Source organism: Pseudomonas sp. GW821-FHT07F05, assembly GCF_059418765.1.
In genome coordinates, this window is sequence record NZ_JBWKQL010000008.1 from 242,705 (window position 1) to 262,078 (window position 19,374).

Below are 19,374 nucleotides of genomic sequence, written 5' to 3' on the forward strand. Positions count from 1 at the left end.
CGGTCAGTCCGGCGTCTTTGAAACCGTCGGAATGCGCTGCTCCAGCACTTGGTGCAGCGCGCTGTCCGCCGGCCAGTTGCGCATGAAGCGCGCGCGATCTTTGGCGAACGCCGTCGCGAACGAGGCTTGAGAGCCGTGCTGACACATGGCGTCCAGATCGATGAGCGACCAGCGATCCTGTTGCCAGAACACGTTGTGACCCTTGAGATCGCCGTGGCTGATGCGCTCACGGATCAACTGCGCAAACAGCGTATCCAGCGCCTGCAACTCGGCTTCCGGCGCATCGCCGTTAGCCACGTAGGGCGCAAAGCGCTCGATGATGTCGGGCCCCGGCAGGAACTCGGTCACCAGATACGCCTCGCGGCGCAGCCATAAAAAGCGTTTTTCCAGCAGCGCCAGCGGTTTGGGCGTGGCGATGCCGAGGAAGCGCAACCGATTGCCTTCACGCCACGAGTGCCAGGCACGGGACGGGCGCCAGAAACGCTTGAGCCAGTGGGCCAGGTTCTTGATGTTGTAGCGTTTGATCACCAACTCGCGGCCGGCGACGTCTACCCTGGCGACGCTGGCCGCGCCCCCGGTCTTGTACAGATGACCGCCGTCAACCAGCGCGTCGGCCTTTTCCAGCACCGGCAGCATTCCGGCGACTTCTTCGCGACGAATCGCACGCAGGGCAAACGGCCCGTCTTCAACGCTGAACAGGCTGCATTCACGGCCGATCTTGTTCAGGTAATCCCGCAAGCGCCAACTGCGTACCTTGTCGATCTGCTTTTGCAGCGCCTCGACCGGCAAGCCGTGCTCGCCGTTGCTCAGCAGGTAATAGACCAGCAATTCTTCGGTGAACGGCTCCAGTGACTTGGGCAACTGGGCGAAGAACACGCCGAGGTTTTCCAGCACCTTTTGCCGCGACAACGGCTTGCCGGCTTCCTCGACGCGAATGCCCGCGCCGTCAATCAAATACAGCGTGGAGCCCTGACGCAGCAGGTTGTCGAGGTGCAGGTCTTCCTGCCACAGGCCTTTGGCGTGCATCTGACCCACAGCGGCCAGGGCATCGCCGAGCACTGACTGTTGCTCATCGGCCAGCGGTGGCAGGTTTTCCACTGATTTCCAGGTGTCGCCCAGGCTTTGGGCTTGATCCAGAAACTCGAACAACAGCCAGCCGCCCTCGCCTTCCTGCAGCCCGTCGGCCAACAGCAACGGCGTTGGCAAGCCCTGTTTCGCCAGCGCCTGTACGCCATCGCGTTCACGCTGAAAATGCCGAGGGGCTTTGGGACCGACCAGTAATTTCGCCAGCACCGTGCGCCCACGCCAGATGCCGGCGCCTACATAGCGTTGACCGGGCAGGACGCGCAGCAGGCTGAGCAATTGCAGCTCGGCAGGACCGGCGGCATCCTCCAGCGCGATGTTCATCGGCAGCGCCGGGGTGCGACCGGCGTTTTTCAGTTCAGACAAACGCATCGGCGCCCTCTTTGATCAAGCCCAGATTATGCATTTCAAACGGAATTCTGTTTACCGCTCACGGCGCTTGTGACTGCCCCGTTTGGCGACGCGCTGCCACCAGGTGTCAACCAGACCGCTATCGACCGGGGCGTTCAGATAAGCGGCGAGCAGCTCGCGGATTTCCGTTTCGTTCCAGACCGGTGCGCGGCGCAGAAGAGGCTCAATGTCCTTGACCCGGTCGCGCTGGCCGAAGATCGACTTGCGCGTCTTCTCAAGGTCGATCAGCTGCGCCATGTACTCACCGCCCCGGGCCCGCATGAAAATATGCTTGGGGTAGAAACAGCCGTGCACCTGACCGGCCCTGTGCAGCGTGCGCGCCAGTTGCCCGCACGCCTGCAGAATCGCCAGACGCTCGGTGGCCGGCCGCTCGTGCCAGTCCTGCAACAGCGTGTCCAGATCGGTCCAGCCATCCAGCGCGCGGGTCATCAGGATTGCGCGGCGCTCACCGTCGACTTTCCTGTCCGCGTAGAACACTGCATGCAGCGCCGGAATGCCCAGCTTCTGATACAGGCTGATGTTGCGAAACTCACGGGAGAAAGACGGCTCGCCAAACGGGTGATGCAGGGTGTACGTCAGGTAATTGCTCTGGCGTTTGAGGTAGTAGCCGGAGCCTTCCAGCTCCAGGCGAAACACACTGCTCCAGCCGCCACGGCCGGTGTTGGGCTCATCCACCGCATCGAGCTCTACGTTCCACAACGCATCGAAGTCCGCCAGACCATGCCGTTCGAGCAGCCCCCGGTCGGCGTCAGCAATGAAAACAGTCATTCGCGACCCTCAAAAAAACTGACGATGTGGCGGATGCGCTTCTTGTCAGAATCATTCAAGCGTTCACGACCACGATATTGCAGATAGAACCGCAGGCGCTGGGTGGCCGACAGGTGATATTTGGCGACCTTGTCCAGGCACGCGAGGTCTTTGGTGATCCGGTAACGCAGCATGAAGCTGACCCAGAACGCGCCGTTGGGGCAGTCGATGAGGAACACCGTCGCCTGATCGTCCACCAGCAGGTTGCGCCACTTCAGATCGTTATGGGTGAAGTGATGATCGTGCATGGTCCGCGTGTAGCGCGCGACCTGCTGGCTGACGCCATTGACCCACGCGCGGCTGTCGAGGCGCATGTCGTTGACCCGCGCCAGTTCGGACAGGTCTTCGGTACGCGGCAGTTCCCGGGTGATCAGCGCGCCGCGATCATACGCAGCGCCATTGCGCTCCAGGCCCCACGCGACGACTTCTGCGGTCGGGATGCCCCACTTGGCGAAGCGCTTGAGGTTTTGCCATTCGGACTTGACCCTGGGCCGTCCCAGATACCGGCGCAAACCCTTGCCCGCCGCGACGTAGCGCTTGACGTAGTAGTTCACGCCACCGCGTTCGACGCGGATGACTTCGGACAACGGATCCCGGGTCAGCCGCTCGCCTTTGAGGGCGAACACCGCGTCGAGGGTGCCGAAGTCGTCCGTCAGCGCGGCGTAGCCAGGCTCCAGATTCCAGCCCGCCATCAGAGCGCGTCTCCGTAACGCAATTTGCGCTGATAGAGCTTCTCGGCCTTGCCTTCGAGCCAGCTCAACAGCGCCGATTCCTGGGCCAGGATCTGCCGCAGCGGCTGCTGGAAATAGCCCTTCAGGAACCGCAGTTTGTCGCGCCGGGTCAGGCCGATGTCCATCGCCGAGAAATACAGCGCGGCCAGGTCTTTGTTGCGCCAGCGCTGGGTGATCGCAGGTCGGGTCTGGGCGCGGTGCAGGTCGATCACCGAGAGTCGGAAGCTATCGGGCGTGACCGGCGTGTCGGTGTGCAGCAGAAAATGACAGATGTAGCAGTCGCGGTGGTTGACCCCGGCGCGGTGCATCATCCCGACCAGCCGCGCCACTTCGGCGATGTACGCGCGCTTCATGCGTGGCTCGGGCGGCTCGTTGCGCCAGTTCAGGCTGACATCTTCCAGGCTCTCGGTCGGCGCCAGCTCTTCGGTGATGATGAACGAATGCTGCATCGCCGGATTGTTGCCGCGCTCGCCGTACGCCACGGCAGTCATGGTCGGCACGCCGACTTCATGCAGGCGATTGACCGCGTCCCACTCCTGACCCGCGCCGAGCACCGGCAATTTGGCGGTCAGCAGGTTTTTCGCCACTTCACCCCAGCCGATGCCGCGATGGATCTTGACGAAATAACCGCGCCCGTCGACCTCCGTACGCAAGGTGCGCCGGTTCTCGAGTTCGCGGTAGACCTGGCCTTCCAGCGCCTCGACGGCGTCGAACGCATCGCGCCCGGCCCAGAGGGTCTTGAAGGGTTCAGCAAGGATCAGTTTCATCCGTGGTGCTCCGCCAGAATCACATCCGCAGCGTGCTGCGGCATGCTGTAAAGATCAGCCGTGTCGGCGAATGCCAGCCCGTTGCGGCTCCAGGTGCTGCGCGCGGTGTCGTCCTTGAGGATGCGGGCCAGGTATTGATTGAGCTGGCTCTGTTCGAACGGCTCATCAAGCACCAGACCGCTGTCGGCTTCGGCAATGTAATGGGCGTAGCCGCACACCGCGCTGACCAGCACCGGGAGCCCTGCCACCAGCGCTTCAAGCAGCACGGTGCCGGTGTTTTCGTTGTACGCCGGATGAATCAACAGGTCGGCGCCCAACAGAAAACGCGGAATGTCGCTGCGCCCTTTCATGAAGGTGACGTGCTCGCCCAGGCCCAGCGTCGTGCTCTGCACCTGGAATACCTTGGGGTCGTCCTGGCCGATGACAAACAGGCGCGTGCGTTTTTTCAATTCTGCGGGCAGCGCCGCCAGCGCCTTGAGGCTGCGATCGACGCCCTTGGTTTTGAAGCCGGAGCCGATCTGCACGAGCAGCAGGTCATCGTCGGCCAGCTTGAATTCCCGACGAAACTCGGCGCGGATTTCGGCGGCATTCGGCGGCGCCCGGCGGTCCTGGGAGATCCCCGGCGGCAACAGATGAAAGCGTTCCAGCGGCGTGTCGTAATGCTTGATGAACAGCGGCTGCTGCACTTCGGAAATCATCAGCACTTCGGTCTTCGCGTCTTTGCCGAACACCGCGCGCTCGTAGTCGGCGAAGTGACGGTAGCGACCCCAGTATTTGTACAGGCCGTGGCGCAGGTTCTGGGCCTTGTCTTCGTAACAGCCGTCGGCGGCGTAATACACGTCCAGGCCGGGCATCTTGTTGAAGCCAATCAGCCGGTCCACGGGACGCTTGGCCAGGTCGGCGTTCATCCAGTCGGTGAGCTTTTCGTTGCGACGGTGGTTGAAGATTGCCTTGACCGGCGCCACCAGCACTTCGAAGCCGGGCGGCACGTCGCCTTCCCAGATCAACGTGTAGACGCGGATTTTATGGCCGCGCTGCTGGCACTCCAGGGCGATGCGCATGAAGTCGCGCTGCAGGCCACCGAAGGGGAAGTATTTATAAAGCACGAATGCCAGTTGCATCAGGGATGTTCCTTTGCCAGCAATAGCGCACCTAACTGGTTCGCTACCCGCTCGGGATTCAGGCGAGTGAAGCACATGGGCCACTCGCGTTCGGTATCGACCTGACGCTGATCTTCAGGCGTCGGTCGGTAGGTGCATTTTTTTTGCAGGCACGGCGCGCAGGCGGGGTAATCGGCCGCCAGATGAACCTGCGACCGGCCGTACGCGCCGGTCAGGCCCGGATTGGTCGGGCCGAACAGCGACAGGGTCGGTACGTCCAGCGCTGCAGCCAGATGACCAAGACCGGTGTCCACCGCGACGCAACCCTGGGCGCTCGCCAGTACGCGAGCAACCCCTGCCAGATTGAGTTTGGGCAACACGACGGCATTATCAAGGCCATCGGCAATGCGTTCGGCTCGTGCCTTCTCGGCCGGGTTGCCCCACGGAAGACGCACTTCAAGTCCCTGACCGATCATTCGTTCGGCCAATTGCCGCCAGTAAAGCTCGGGCCAATGTTTGGTGTCCCACGTGGTGCCGTGCAGAAACAGTACGAAGGGCGCGTCGTTTGTGGCGGTGAGCAAGCGGCTGCGGTCAAGGCCGTAATCGCCCAGTCCCGCAGGCACCTGATAGCCCAGCGCCTGACCGAACAGCTGACGCAACCGCTCGACCGCATGCTGGCCGCGGGCAACGGCATAGGGGCGATCGTAGAAACGGGCGGCCATGGGCTCCCGCGCAGAAGTCTTGTCCAGGCCGGCGATGGGCGCTTTGACGTAGCGGGTAAGCCATGCGCTTTTCAGCAGGCCCTGGGCGTCGATCACCACATCGTAACGGGTGTCGCGCAGACGCTGTTTGAACTGGCGCCATTCGCCGTTTTTGAGGGTCTGCCAGAGGTTCTTGCGCCAGCGACGGATGGCCACCGGAATGACGTTGGCGACCGCTGGATGCCAGGTCGGAATCTCGGCGAAGCCCTCTTCCACCACCCAGTCGAACTGGATGCCCGGCAGCGCGCCCATGGCGTCAGTCAGCGCGGGCAAGGTGTGGATCACGTCACCCAGTGACGAGGTTTTGATCAGCAGTACCCGCAAGTCAGGCGACCTCGACCGGGGCGGCGCCAATACGGCCGAGGGCCTGGATCACCGAATCCGGCTCCAGCAGGCGCAGGCAGTTGTAATGACCGAAGCGGCAGGTGCGCTCGAAGCACGGGCTGCACTCGATGCCGAGGCGGACGATCTCGACTTCATCGGCCAGAGGCGGCGTAAAGCCCGGCGAGGTTGAACCGTAGACCGCCACCAGCGGGCGATTCAGCGCGGCGGCCACGTGCATCAGCCCGGAATCGTTGGAGACGACTGCGTCCGCGCAGGACAGCAGGTCAATGGCTTCGGCCAGTGAGGTGCCGCCGCTGAGGTTCATGGATTCTTCGCGCAGGCCCGGAATCAGCCGCTCGCGGATGCTTTCGCCCACGGCGTGGTCGTTCTTCGAGCCGAACAGCCAGACTTGCCAGCCTTCACGGATCTTCGCTTCGGCGACTTTGGCGTAGTGCTCAGAAGGCCAGCGCTTGGATTCACCGAACTCGGCGCCCGGGCACAGCGCGAGCACCGGCCGGTCGAGGCTCAGACCGAACTTGGTTAGCGCCGCGTCGCGACTCGCCGTTTCGATTTGCAGGCTGGGTTTGGGATAAGGGTGCGGCAACTCGGCGCCTTTGTCGTAGGCCAGCGCCATGAAGCGTTCGATCATCAGCGGGTAGCGCTGCTTGTCGAGGGTGCGCACGTCGTTGAGCAGGCCATAGCGAAATTCGCCACGCCAGCCGGTGCGTTTGGGAATACCGGCGAAGAATGGCACCAGCGCCGACTTCAGCGAGTTGGGCAGCAGAATCGCCTGATCGTACTGGCCCTTGAGGGACTTGCCGATACGCCGGCGCGTGGCCAGCTCCAGCGCGCCATGGCCGAGCGGGAAGCTCAGGGCCGTGCGTACTTCGGGCATGCGCTCAAGAATCGGCCGGCTCCACTCGGGCGCCAGCACATCGATTTCGCACTGCGGGTGACGCTGCTTGAGGCACTGGAACAGCGTCTGCGCCATCACCATGTCACCGACCCAGCTGGGCCCTACGATCAGAATTCTCATGCTCATCCAAAAACGACCAGAAACGAGCAGGGAGGCCCATCAGACTGCGTGATGCTTGCACACGCCGCCTGACGCCTCCCTGTCATAGCTTTATATAGATCCGTGAGATCCGAACCCTGCAGTGTTCTCATCAACCTCTTCGCGAGCAAGCTCGCTCCCACAGGATCGCTCACCTAACGTGGGAGCGACCGGGGTGGCGCTCCACCTTGCTCGCGAGGGGGCCGGTCCTGCTGCCATCCAACGTCATGCAATCAACTCAGCCCCAGCGCTCCCCAGATCCGCATCACTTCGCGCCGTTCGGTGGCGAACTGGTCGCCGGCCACAACACCCGGATCGTTCTGCAGTGCCTGTCGGTGAGCGGCCGAGCGGTAGGCCTTATACGCCTCACGCAGCAGGCCGGCATCGGCGGCGGCCATCAGACCGGCCTCTTCAAGGCCTTCGAGAATACGGATGTTATCGGTGTAACGAAGCAGCGCGGGATGCTCTCTGGACCACGCCAGGGCCGCGTATTGCACCATAAATTCAATATCGACGATACCTCCGGCGTCCTGCTTGAGGTCGAACCGCGCCGTCGGTTCAAACGCATTCGCCCCTTTGCCGGCCGTCGTTGTACGGGTGCCGAGGTTGTCGCGCATCTTGGCGCGCATCTCGCTGACCTCCTGACGCAGCTTCGGCAGATCCCGCTCCCGCCCCAGCACCGAGGCGCGCACGGCCTCGAACTGCCGGCCGACATCGGTGCTGCCCACCAGCACCCGCGCGCGCACCAACGCCTGATGCTCCCAGGTCCAGGCCTCGTTCTCCTGATAGCGGGAAAATGCCCCGAGGGAACTCACCAGCAAACCCGCCGCGCCGGACGGACGCAGGCGCATGTCGACTTCGTACAACTGGCCCGAGTTGGTCTGGGTGGTGATCAGGTGAATGATCCGCTGACCGAGCCGGGTGAAGAACTGCGCGCCATCAATCGGCTTGGCGCCGTCGGTTTCGGCCTGGGGATCGCCATCGTGGATGAACACCAGATCCAGATCCGAGCCGTGACCCAGTTCGATACCGCCGACCTTGCCGTAGCCGACGATGACAAAACCGGGGTCGCACAAGGTGCCGTCCGGTCGGCGCGGTGCACCGTGACGGGCGACGGTGTGGCGCCAGGCGAGCGCCAGCACTTGCTCCAGAATCGCTTCGGCCAGCCAGGTCAGATAATCGCTGACTTTCATCAGCGGCAGGCTGCCGGTGATTTCCGACGCAGCCACGCGCAGACGGTGAGCCAGCTTGAAATGCCGCAGGGCTTCCATTTGCTGTTCCAGGTCGTCTTCAGGAATACGCGTCAGACGCTCGCGCAGCTCGGCGGCCAGTTCAAGCGCTTGGGGCGGGCTGAACAGGCGACCTTCGTTAAGCAACTCATCCAGCAGCAGCGGAAAACGGGCGATCTGCTCGGCAATCCACGGGCTGGCCGCGCACAGGGTCAGCAATCGACGCAACGCGCCGGGGTTTTCGGTGAGCAAGACCAGATACGCCGAGCGACGCGCCACCGCTTCCACCAGCGGCAGCACGCGCTCGAGCACCAGATCAGGATTGTCGTGCTCGACCGCTTGGGCGAGCAGCCGCGGAATAAAGGCATCGAGCCGCTCGCGCCCCAGCCGCTGCATGGAGCGCAGCTGCGAACTGTTGCGCAGGTTGCTCAGGTTTTTCAGGGCCTTTTGCGCGTCGGCAAATCCGCCCTCCTGGAGTTGGAGGCAGGCGCTTTCTTCGTTCTGCGATTCTTCCCACAGCGGCAGCCACTCGCCACCGACGATTTCGTCGCCGTGGTCCTGCTGGCCCTCTTCCTCGTCCGGGTCGGCGATAACCTGACGAAAGTGCCACGCGACGCGCTCACGCCAGTACATCAGTTGTTCATGGAAACTCGCCCAGTCGGCAAAGCCCATCATGAAGGCGATGCGCGCCTGATCCTGGGGGTCGTCGGGGAGCATTTGCGTCTGCCGATCAGCGATCGCCTGGATGGCGTGCTCGGTGTAGCGCAGAAACTGATAGCCCTCACGCAGCTCATCGATGACGGCAGCGGGCAGATAGCCTTGGCCTTCAAGGGTTTTCAGCACCTTGAGCAGCGGTCGCTGCTGCAAGCTCAGGTCGCGACCGCCGTGAATCAATTGAAACGCCTGGGCGATGAATTCCACTTCACGAATGCCGCCGGACCCGAGCTTGATGTTCTCGGCCATACCCTTGCGCCGGACTTCCTGCTGGATCAGCTGTTTCATGGTGCGCAGCGCTTCAATGGCGGAGAAGTCCAGATAGCGGCGATAGACAAACGGCCGGAGCATGTCGAGCAACTCGCTGCCCTTCTCCTGATCGCCGCCCACCACACGCGCCTTGATCATGGCGTAGCGTTCCCAGTCGCGGCCCTGATCCTGGTAGTACTGCTCCAGCGCGTTGAAGCTGAGCACCAGTGCACCGGAAGATCCATACGGGCGCAGGCGCATGTCGACCCGGAAGACAAAGCCGTCGACCGTGACCGGGTCCAGCGCCTTGATCAATCGCTGACCCAGGCGGATGAAAAATTCCTGATTATCGAGCGGGCGTTTAACGCCCTGGGTTTCGCCGCCCTCGGGGTAGGCAAAGATGAGATCGATGTCGGACGATAGATTCAGCTCGACGGCGCCCAGCTTGCCCATGCCGAGGATGACCATCTGCTGTGCCTCGCCGGTCCGACGGCCGGTCGGCACGCCGAATTGCTGACAATGCCGCTCGTACAGCCACTTGTAAGCCAGATCGATGCAGCCATCTGCCATGTCCGAGAGATCGCGGCAGGTTTCCACCAGATCAGCCTGCCGGGTCAGATCCCGCCAGATAATTCGCACTTGCTGGCGCGTGCGTTGACGACGTAGATTACGCCCCAACTCATCGTCGCTGGCAGCCTGAATGACTGCATTGGCGATGTGCCCAAGCAGCTCGCCGGGCGCAAAACTGCGCTCCAGCTCACCGGATTCAGCGAGGTTGAGCAGCATCAGCGGATCGCGTGAAACCTGATCGGCGACGAAGTCGCTGGCCGCACACACACGATCGAACGCCAGCAACCGCGCCTCGGGCCAGGCCTGAAATGGATGCCTGGCGTCATCTGTGAGGGCATCGAGAGCGGTGCGCCAGGATTGGCGCGCACGAGTGACCAACGGCAGAAGGACAGCCGGCAGCTCGGCCAGCAGGGGAAGGCTCATGGTCTATCCTTGATCGGCATTCAAATGGCAGCACGCCACGGCGGTTGTATACACGCAACGGACGGACTGTCGAACAAAGGTTAAAAATTGCTGATGACGGGCATTTTCTGGTTTTCAGCATGACAGGTCCGGCGATTCGTCAGATTTTTACACTGAGAACACTGCTTTAACGGACACTGCGCCACGAGTGAAAACGTCGCTCAGATGTAGTTTTACTACTGTATATACAAGTCAAAAAGCTGAATTAGCCCGAGATTTGTAGTAAAACTACACAACGCCGGGGACCCATCCGGTCATCCAAGAATTTTATATCGTCTGCCCACAAGGCCAGTCGCAACAAACTCAGGCAACCGATTCTGGAAGCCTTTCCGCCCTGGAGCAAGCCATGCAAGACCTCGATCCCGTCGAAACCCAGGAATGGCTGGACGCCCTGGAATCGGTTCTCGACAAAGAAGGCGAAGACCGTGCTCATTACCTGATGACCCGTATGGGTGAGCTGGCCACACGAAGTGGTTCGCAACTGCCTTACGCCATCACCACGCCTTACCGCAACACCATCCCCGTTACCCACGAAGCACGCATGCCCGGCGACCTGTTCATGGAACGCCGCATCCGCTCGCTGGTACGTTGGAACGCTTTGGCGATGGTGGTCAAGACCAACATCGGCGACCCGGATCTGGGCGGCCACATCTCCAGCTTCGCTTCCAGTGCAACCCTGTACGACATCGGCTTCAACTACTTCTTCCAGGCCCCGACCGACGAACACGGCGGCGACCTGATCTACTTCCAGGGTCACGCATCGCCAGGCGTCTACGCCCGTGCGTTCATGGAAGGGCGCATCACCGAAGACCAGATGAACAACTTCCGTCAGGAAGTCGATGGCAACGGTCTGTCGTCCTATCCGCACCCGTGGCTGATGAAAGACTTCTGGCAGTTCCCGACCGTTTCCATGGGTCTGGGTCCGATTCAGGCGATCTACCAGGCGCGCTTCATGAAGTACCTGGAGCACCGCGGTTACATTCCTGAAGGCAAGCAGAAGGTCTGGTGCTTCCTGGGCGACGGCGAGACCGACGAGCCGGAATCGCTGGGCGCCATCGCCCTGGCCGGTCGCGAGAAGCTCGACAACCTGATCTTCGTCGTGAACTGCAACCTGCAGCGTCTGGACGGTCCGGTTCGCGGCAACGCCAAGATCATCCAGGAACTGGAAGGCGTGTTCCGCGGTGCTCAGTGGAACGTGACCAAAGTCATCTGGGGCCGTTTCTGGGACCCACTACTGGCCAAAGACGTCGACGGCATCCTGCAACGCCGCATGGACGAAGTCATCGACGGCGAATACCAGAACTACAAAGCCAAAGACGGCGCTTTCGTGCGCGAACACTTCTTCAACTCGCCAGAACTCAAGGCGATGGTTGCGGATATGTCCGACGACGAAATCTGGAAGCTGAACCGTGGCGGCCACGACCCGTACAAGGTCTACGCGGCGTACCACGAAGCGGTTAACCACAAGGGTCAGCCGACCGTGGTTCTGGCCAAGACCATCAAGGGTTATGGCACCGGCGCCGGTGAAGCGAAAAACACCGCACACAACACCAAGAAGGTCGACGTCGACAGCCTGCGTCACTTCCGTGACCGCTTCGACATCCCGGTCAAGGACGATCAGCTCGAAGCCCTGCCGTTCTACAAGCCGGAAGAAGGCAGCGCCGAAGCGCGTTACCTGGCCGAGCGTCGTGCCGCACTGGGCGGCTTCGTGCCACAGCGTCGTGCGCAGAGCTTCAGCCTGCCGACCCCGCCACTGGAAACCCTCAAGGCGATCCTTGACGGCTCCGGCGACCGCGAAATTTCCACCACCATGGCCTTCGTCCGCATCCTGACCCAACTGGTCAAGGACAAGGAAGTGGGTCAGCGCATCGTTCCGATCATCCCGGACGAAGCCCGTACCTTCGGTATGGAAGGCATGTTCCGCCAGCTGGGCATCTACTCGTCCGTAGGCCAGCTGTACGAGCCAGTCGACAAAGAACAGGTGATGTTCTACCGCGAGGACAAGAAAGGTCAGATCCTCGAGGAAGGCATTAACGAAGCCGGCGCGATGTCGTCGTTCATCGCGGCAGGTACCTCGTACAGCAGCCACAACCAGCCGATGATTCCGTTCTACATCTTCTACTCGATGTTCGGTTTCCAGCGTATCGGCGACCTGGCATGGGCCGCAGGCGACAGCCGCACCCGTGGCTTCCTGATCGGCGGCACCGCCGGTCGTACCACCCTGAACGGTGAAGGTCTGCAGCACGAAGACGGTCACAGCCACATCCTGGCCTCGACCATCCCGAACTGCCGCACCTTCGATCCCACCTATGGCTACGAGCTGGCGGTGATCATTCAGGACGGCATGAAGAAGATGTTCGAAGAACAACAGGACGTCTTCTACTACCTGACCGTGATGAACGAGTCCTACACGCAACCTGCCATGCCGGCCGGTTCCGAGGAAGGCATCATCAAGGGCATGTACCTGCTGGAAGAAGACACCAAGGAAGCCGCACATCACGTGCAGCTGCTGGGTTCGGGCACCATCCTGCGTGAAGTACGCGAGGCGGCGAAGATCCTGCGCGAGCAGTTCAACATTGGTGCGGACGTCTGGAGCGTAACCAGCTTCAACGAATTGCGTCGCGACGGCCTGGCCGTAGAGCGCAGCAATCGCCTGAAGCCGGGTCAGAAGCCACAGTTGAGCTACGTTGAAGAATGCCTCAATGGCCGTAAAGGTCCGGTGATCGCTTCGACCGACTACATGAAACTGTTCGCTGACCAGATCCGTCAGTGGGTTCCGACCAAGGAATACAAAGTTCTGGGCACCGACGGTTTCGGCCGTAGCGACAGCCGCAAGAAGCTGCGCAACTTCTTCGAAGTTGACCGTCACTTCGTGGTGCTGGCCGCCCTGGAAGCCTTGGCCGATCGCGGCGATATCGAACCTAAAGTCGTGGCGGAAGCCATTGCCAAGTTCGGCATCGATCCTGAAAAGCGCAACCCGCTGGACTGCTAAGGTCTGCGTAACGATCGAATAGAGCGCTGAAAGGTGCGCGAAACAGCCGCCGATGCGGAATTTACTTCGGTAAATGAGCATCCGGGCTGTTTCGTCGCAGATGAATCGGCGCAGTCGAGGAACAGGTTCTCCTAAGGAGAGACATTGTGAGTGAGTTAATTCGAGTACCCGACATCGGCAACGGTGAAGGTGAAGTCATTGAGTTGATGGTCAAGGTCGGTGATCGCATCGAAGCTGACCAGAGCGTGCTGACGCTGGAGTCGGACAAGGCAAGCATGGAAATCCCTGCGCCTAAAGCCGGTGTCATCAAGGCGATGAAAGTAAAGCTGGGCGACCGCCTGAAAGAAGGCGACGAACTGTTCGAGCTGGAAGTGGAAGGCGAAGCGGCGGCCGAGCCTGCTGCTGCACCTGCTGCTGCCGCGCCTGCCCCTGCTGCTGAAAAGCCTGCCGAGAAGCCGGCCGAAGCCGACGCGGCGCCTGCCGCAGCGGCTGCACCTGCTGCGTCGGACACGGTTCAGGACATCCACGTTCCGGACATCGGTTCGTCAGGCAAGGCTCGCATCATCGAGCTGATGGTCAAAGTGGGCGACAGCATCGAAGCTGATCAATCCTTGATCACCCTGGAATCCGACAAAGCCTCGATGGAGATCCCGTCTCCCGCCGCAGGCGTTGTCGAAAGCATCAGCGTCAAGGTCGAAGACGAAGTCGGTACCGGCGACCTGATCCTGAAATTGAAAGTGGCGGGTGCTGCACCGGCTGCGGCGCCTGCACAAGCTGCTGCCCCGGCTCCGGCCAAGGCGGAAGCGGCTGCTCCGGCGCCCGCTGCTGCTCCGGCTGCAAAAGCTGAAAGCGCCCCTGCTCCAGCAGCTGCGCCAGCCGCTGCACCTGCAAACAACGGCGCCAAGGTTCACGCTGGCCCGGCTGTTCGTCAGCTGGCGCGCGAGTTCGGCGTCGAGCTGAACGCTGTTTCGGCAACCGGCCCACATGGCCGCGTGCTGAAAGAAGACGTCCAGGCGTACGTCAAATCGATCATGACCAAGTCCAAGGACGCGCCTGCTGCTGGCGGCGTTGCCGGCGGCATGGGCATCCCGCCGATTCCGGAAGTCGATTTCAGCCGTTTCGGCGAAACCGAAGAAGTGCCGATGACGCGTCTGATGCAACTGGGCGCAACCGGTCTGCACCGCAGCTGGCTGAACATCCCGCACGTCACGCAATTCGACCAGGCCGACATCACCGACCTGGAAGCTTTCCGTATCGCGCAGAAAGCCGTGGCCGAAAAAGCCGGCGTCAAGCTGACCATTCTGCCGCTGCTGCTCAAGGCCAGCGCGCACATGCTCAAGGAGCTGCCGGACTTCAACAGTTCGCTGGCGCCAAGCGGCAAAGCGATCATTCGCAAGAAGTACTTCAACATTGGTTTCGCGGTGGATACGCCGGAAGGCCTGCTGGTCCCGGTGATCAAGAACGTCGACCAGAAGAGCCTGCTACAACTGGCAGCCGAAGCGGCTGAGCTGGCGGAAAAGGCACGCTCCAAAAAGCTGTCGGCCAACGACATGCAAGGCGCCTGCTTCACCATCTCCAGCCTGGGCCACATTGGCGGCACCGGCTTCACGCCGATCGTCAACGCGCCGGAAGTCGCGATCCTTGGCGTGTCCAAGGCCACCATGCAACCGGTCTGGGACGGCAAGGCATTCCAGCCCCGCCTGATGCTGCCGCTGTCGCTGTCCTACGATCACCGCGTGATCAACGGCGCCGCCGCAGCGCGCTTCACCAAGCGTCTGAGCGAATTGCTGGCGGACATCCGCACGATCCTGCTGTAAGCCGTACAAGGCCCGTTTCTCACGAAACGGGCCTTCGTTTTCTCGAGCTGCCACGCTCGTACCTCAACCCCGCTCACTGGCGGGGCTTTTTTTGCCCTTTTAAAATGGATTCATCAGCGGCTACAAAGGCCCTACAGTATTCGATCGCGCTGCCGATAACTGATCATGCACAAACACCAGCCGCTCGACCCTCACCCTGACAATCCGATCAATTACCTCCAGTAAATCAACCGTCTGCCGACAGATTTATAGCACTAAGCCATCGCGCTGACTTGTCAGCCCGTTCGCCATGATGCAACCTTGCGGCACGCGACTTAAAGACGGGCTCCTTGCCCGTGCGCGACAGCACCCTGAAAGCGAGTTCCTTCATGAAAAGCCAACCTGATGCTGCCGGTAGACCGGCGGCCGAGGTCGTGACGCAATTACCGGTGCCCTCGCGGCTCGGCATGCTGCGTTTCGAGCGGCTGAATGAACCCAGCTGGGCCATGCTCTATCTGGATCCGAACTGCGAAAAGCAATTCAGCATGCCCGCCGTCGAACTGTGCGCGCTGGTGGGCACGCCTTACGCCAGCCTCATGGAGCCCGAAGCGCGCTATCAACTGCACGACGCCGTGCAGATGCAACTGGCCGGCAGCGCCCATTACCTGATCCGCTACACCCTGCACACGACGCGCGGCCCGTTGAATCTGGTGGAAATCGGTGAGGGATACAAGCAACACAACCGGCATCTGTTGCGCGGCTACCTGATGGTGGTTGATGCGCAGATCGAGCCCGGCGAACTGATCATCAGCCCCGATCTGGAAGTACAGAACTCCCGTCTGCAGATCGCGCTGGAGCTCAATCAACGCGCCCAGCACGAACAGTTGCTGCATCTTGAACGGGTCCGCGCACAGCAAAGCCTGATTCTGCGTCTGGCGCGCCATCGCTACAGTTCGAACAATTCGCTGCAGGAAGCCGCTGAGCTGATCACCAAAAGCGCCTGCGAGATCTACAACATCTCCTGCGCCAGCCTGTGGAACCTCAGCGGCAAGACCCTTGAGCCGATTGCCGAGTATCGCCGCGATACCAGCACGTTCCCCAAAACCGATGCGATCGACATCAGCGAATTCCCCAGCTACCTGGACGTGCTGCACACCAGCCGCGCCATCGACGTCAACGATGTCGAGCAGGATCCGCGTACGCGCGAGCTGGTTCAGCGACTGCGGACCCAGGACATCACCGCCATTCTCGACGCCGCCGTGCGCATCGATGGCCAGGTAGTGGGCGTGCTGTGCCTCGAGCAGACCGGTACGCCACGGGAATGGCAATCTGATGAGATTGCTTTTGCCGGTGAGCTGGCCGATCAGTTTGCCCACGCCATCAACAACCACAACCGCCGCACCGCCACCAGCGCCCTGCACCTGTTTCAGCGTGCCGTGGAGCAAAGCGCCAATGCGTTTTTGCTGGTCAACCGCGACGGCGTGGTTGAGTACGTCAACCCGAGCTTCACCGAGATCACCCAGTACCCGGCCGATGAGGTTCACGGGCATCGCCTGTCGGAGCTGCCGGCGCTGGAAAACCTCAGCGCGCTGCTCCTCGACGCGAACTCCAGCCTGGTCAACGGAAACAGCTGGCAGGGCGAGTTCAAGAGCCGACGCAAAAATCTGGAACCGTACTGGGGCCAGCTGTCGATTTCAAAGGTCTACGGCGACAACCGCGAGCTGACCCATTACATCGGCATCTACGAAGACATCACCCAGGCCAAACTCTCCCAGCAGCGGATCGAGCGCCTGGCGTACACCGACAATCTGACCAGTCTGGGCAACCGTCCGGCGTTCATCCGCACCCTGGACGAGCACTTTGCCCGGGACGTCGCGACGCCGATCAGTCTTTTGCTGGTGGACATCGACAACTTCAAGCGCATCAACGACAGCCTCGGCCACCAGACTGGCGACAAGCTGCTGATCAGCCTCGCTCGCCGCCTGCGCAATAGCCTGAGCCCGACCGGCATTCTGGCGCGCTTCGCCAGTAACGAATTCGCTGTACTGCTCGACGACACCAGTCCCGAAGAAGGCCAACGGGTCGCCAGCCAAGTGCTGAGCACGCTGGACAAGCCGATGTTCGTCGACAATCAGTTGATCAGCGTGACCGGTTCGGTGGGGCTGGCCTGCGCGCCGATCCATGGCCGCGACCCGCAGACGCTGATGAAGAACGCAGGCCTGGCGCTGCACAAGGCCAAGGCCAACGGCAAGCATCAGGTGCAGGTGTTCACCGAAGCGCTGAACGCAGAGGCGAGTTACAAGCTGTTCGTCGAGAACAACCTGCGCCGCGCACTGACGCAGAACGAACTTGAGGTCTTTTACCAGCCGAAACTCTGCCTGCGCAGTGGCCGTCTGCTGGGCATGGAAGCGTTGCTGCGCTGGAATCATCCGGAAAAAGGCATGATCCGCCCGGACCAATTCATCAGCGTCGCCGAAGAAACCGGCCTGATCATCCCGATCGGCAAATGGGTCGCGCGCCAGTCCTGCCGCATGAGCAAGCAACTGACCGCCGCCGGATACGGCAAACTGCATGTGGCCATCAACGTGTCGCCGAAGCAGTTTTCCGATCCGGAGTTGGTCTCTTCGCTGGCTAGTATTCTGCGTGACGAACAGCTCGACCCGTCGCTGCTGGAACTGGAACTGACTGAAGGCTTGCTGCTGGAGGCAACTGAAGACACGCGCCTGCAACTTGAGTCGCTGAAGACGCTAGGCCTGACCCTGGCGATGGATGACTTCGGTACGGGTTATTCGTCGTTCAGTTACCTGAAGAAATTCCCCATTGACGTGATCAAGATCGACCGCAGCTTCATTCGGGACATTCCGGATGATCAGGACGACATGGAAATCACCTCGGCGGTTATCGCCATGGCCCACAATCTCAAGCTGACGGTGGTCGCCGAAGGCATCGAGACGGCGGCACAGCTGGCGTTTCTGCGTCGCCATCGCTGCGACGTCGGTCAGGGCTATCTGTTCGACAAGCCGATTCCGGGCGAAGAGCTGATCGAGAAGTTGCGTCGCTACCCGCGCGGCCCACTGGCTTAAGCCCCCTTCCCCGCATCACATCAGTGCGGCACACTTGCCGCCCTGCATTTGCATCAGCCGATTCTGACCCCATATACGGTTTTCACTGACAACGCATGTCGATTGTCCTGCCCCAGAGAGGATGTGCCTCATGGTCTTGCGCTCGGAAATTCTTGTGAATAAAAACGCTCTCCCAACCGCTCAGCAGGCACTGCCAGGGCGCGAAACACCCATGGCCCTGCCAGAAACCCATTTCGTCAATGGTACGCCGCTGCTCGGGCCGTTCTTTAATGACGTCGAGTTCGCCATCTTTGGCCTGGGTTGCTTCTGGGGTGCGGAACGTCGCTTCTGGCAGAAAGAAGGTGTGGTCAGCACTGTTGTGGGTTACGCGGGGGGCTTCACGCCAAACCCGACGTACGAAGAAGTCTGCTCGGGCCTGACGGGCCATGCCGAGGTGGTCCTCGTGGTGTACGAACCCGCGAAGGTCAGCTACGAAGCACTGCTGGCGATGTTCTGGGAATTGCATAACCCGACACAGGGCATGCGGCAGGGCAACGACATCGGCACCCAATACCGCTCAGTGATCTACGCGACAACGCCGGAACAACTACAGGCGGCCAAAAGCAGCGCCGAGGTGTACCAGGCCGAACTGGCCAAGGCCGGTCTTGGAGAAATCACCACCGAAATCGACCAGGCGCCGACCGTGTATTTCGCCGAGGCGTATCACCAGCAATATCTGGCGAAGAATCCTCAGGGCTACTGCGGTATTGGCGGCACCGGCGTCTGCATGCCGCCGAGCCTGGCGGGGAACTGAGTCAGAACCGCTGACACCCCCCGCGCGCTTAGTGGGACCGGCTTTAGCCGGGAAGACGTCGGATGTCGCGCCGCAGAATTGAAGGTGTTGCCACTGGCCTCTTCCCGACTGAAGCCGGTCCTACTGATTGATCGCGTACACCTATACGACTGGCTTTAGCCGGAAAGACGTCGGGTGTCACCCCGCAGGATTGAGGGTGTTGCCACTGGCCTCTTCCCGGCTGAAGCCGGTCCTACTGACTGATCGCGTACACCTGTAGGACTGGCTTTAGCCGGGAAGACGTCGGATGTCGCACCGCAGAATCGAGGGTGTTGCCACTGGCCTCTTCCCGGCTGAAGCCGGTCCTACTGATTGATCGCGTACACCTATACGACTGGCTTTAGCCGGGAAGACGTCGGATGTCGCACCGCAGAATTGAGGGTGTTGCCACTGGCCTCTTCCCGGCTGA

12 protein-coding genes are annotated in these 19,374 nt (G+C 61.4%); 4 read left to right on the plus strand and 8 right to left on the minus strand.

Annotated features, from left to right (window positions below; genetic code table 11):
* Positions 1-3 precede the first annotated feature (3 nt).
* The 8 genes from AC07RO_RS17995 to glnE all read right to left on the minus strand — a co-directional run bounded on the left by AC07RO_RS17995 (position 4) and on the right by glnE (position 10,223).
* Entirely contained in the window at positions 4-1,455 is a 1,452-nt protein-coding gene (locus AC07RO_RS17995; RefSeq protein WP_192171137.1) for a lipopolysaccharide kinase InaA family protein, read from the minus strand.
* A 51-nt stretch (positions 1,456-1,506) separates the two neighbouring features.
* Positions 1,507-2,262 (minus strand): lipopolysaccharide kinase InaA family protein, encoded by a 756-nt coding sequence (locus AC07RO_RS18000; RefSeq protein ID WP_192171138.1) that lies wholly within the window; start codon positions 2,260-2,262, stop codon positions 1,507-1,509.
* A complete protein-coding gene (locus AC07RO_RS18005) occupies positions 2,259-2,993 on the minus strand; it encodes a lipopolysaccharide kinase InaA family protein (RefSeq protein ID WP_192171139.1) in 735 nt (244 codons plus the stop codon). The genes AC07RO_RS18000 and AC07RO_RS18005 overlap by 4 nt, the downstream gene beginning before the upstream one ends.
* On the minus strand, positions 2,993-3,799 hold the full coding sequence (gene rfaP / locus AC07RO_RS18010) for a lipopolysaccharide core heptose(I) kinase RfaP (RefSeq protein ID WP_495086722.1): 807 nt from the start codon (positions 3,797-3,799) through the stop codon (positions 2,993-2,995). The genes AC07RO_RS18005 and rfaP overlap by 1 nt, the downstream gene beginning before the upstream one ends.
* A complete protein-coding gene (locus AC07RO_RS18015; RefSeq protein ID WP_282371690.1) occupies positions 3,796-4,920 on the minus strand; it encodes a glycosyltransferase family 4 protein in 1,125 nt (374 codons plus the stop codon). The genes rfaP and AC07RO_RS18015 overlap by 4 nt, the downstream gene beginning before the upstream one ends.
* Positions 4,920-5,984 (minus strand): lipopolysaccharide heptosyltransferase I, encoded by a 1,065-nt coding sequence (gene waaC, locus AC07RO_RS18020; protein ID WP_346629359.1) that lies wholly within the window; start codon positions 5,982-5,984, stop codon positions 4,920-4,922. Before waaC ends, AC07RO_RS18015 begins: the two co-directional genes overlap by 1 nt.
* 1 nt (position 5,985) lies before the next feature.
* The gene (gene waaF, locus AC07RO_RS18025) at positions 5,986-7,020 is read right to left on the minus strand and encodes a lipopolysaccharide heptosyltransferase II (protein WP_346626868.1); all 1,035 of its coding nucleotides are present in this window, start codon (positions 7,018-7,020) and stop codon (positions 5,986-5,988) included.
* 251 nt (positions 7,021-7,271) lie between these two features.
* A complete protein-coding gene (glnE, locus tag AC07RO_RS18030) occupies positions 7,272-10,223 on the minus strand; it encodes a bifunctional [glutamate--ammonia ligase]-adenylyl-L-tyrosine phosphorylase/[glutamate--ammonia-ligase] adenylyltransferase (RefSeq protein WP_495086723.1) in 2,952 nt (983 codons plus the stop codon).
* A 385-nt stretch (positions 10,224-10,608) separates the two neighbouring features.
* Between glnE and aceE the strand changes: the two genes are divergently transcribed.
* The 4 genes from aceE to msrA all read left to right on the plus strand — a co-directional run bounded on the left by aceE (position 10,609) and on the right by msrA (position 18,926).
* Positions 10,609-13,254 carry a pyruvate dehydrogenase (acetyl-transferring), homodimeric type gene (aceE, locus tag AC07RO_RS18035; protein WP_282371694.1) on the plus strand — a complete coding sequence of 882 codons (2,646 nt, stop codon included), beginning with the start codon at positions 10,609-10,611 and terminating at the stop codon, positions 13,252-13,254.
* 146 nt (positions 13,255-13,400) lie between these two features.
* Positions 13,401-15,071, plus strand: coding sequence for a dihydrolipoyllysine-residue acetyltransferase (aceF, locus tag AC07RO_RS18040; protein ID WP_495086724.1), 1,671 nt, complete (start codon positions 13,401-13,403; stop codon positions 15,069-15,071).
* 368 nt (positions 15,072-15,439) lie between these two features.
* Positions 15,440-18,133 (plus strand): putative bifunctional diguanylate cyclase/phosphodiesterase, encoded by a 2,694-nt coding sequence (locus AC07RO_RS18045; RefSeq protein WP_282371696.1) that lies wholly within the window; start codon positions 15,440-15,442, stop codon positions 18,131-18,133.
* Positions 18,134-18,263: 130 nt separating this feature from the next.
* A complete protein-coding gene (msrA, locus tag AC07RO_RS18050) occupies positions 18,264-18,926 on the plus strand; it encodes a peptide-methionine (S)-S-oxide reductase MsrA (RefSeq protein WP_346626872.1) in 663 nt (220 codons plus the stop codon).
* Positions 18,927-19,374 lie beyond the last annotated feature (448 nt).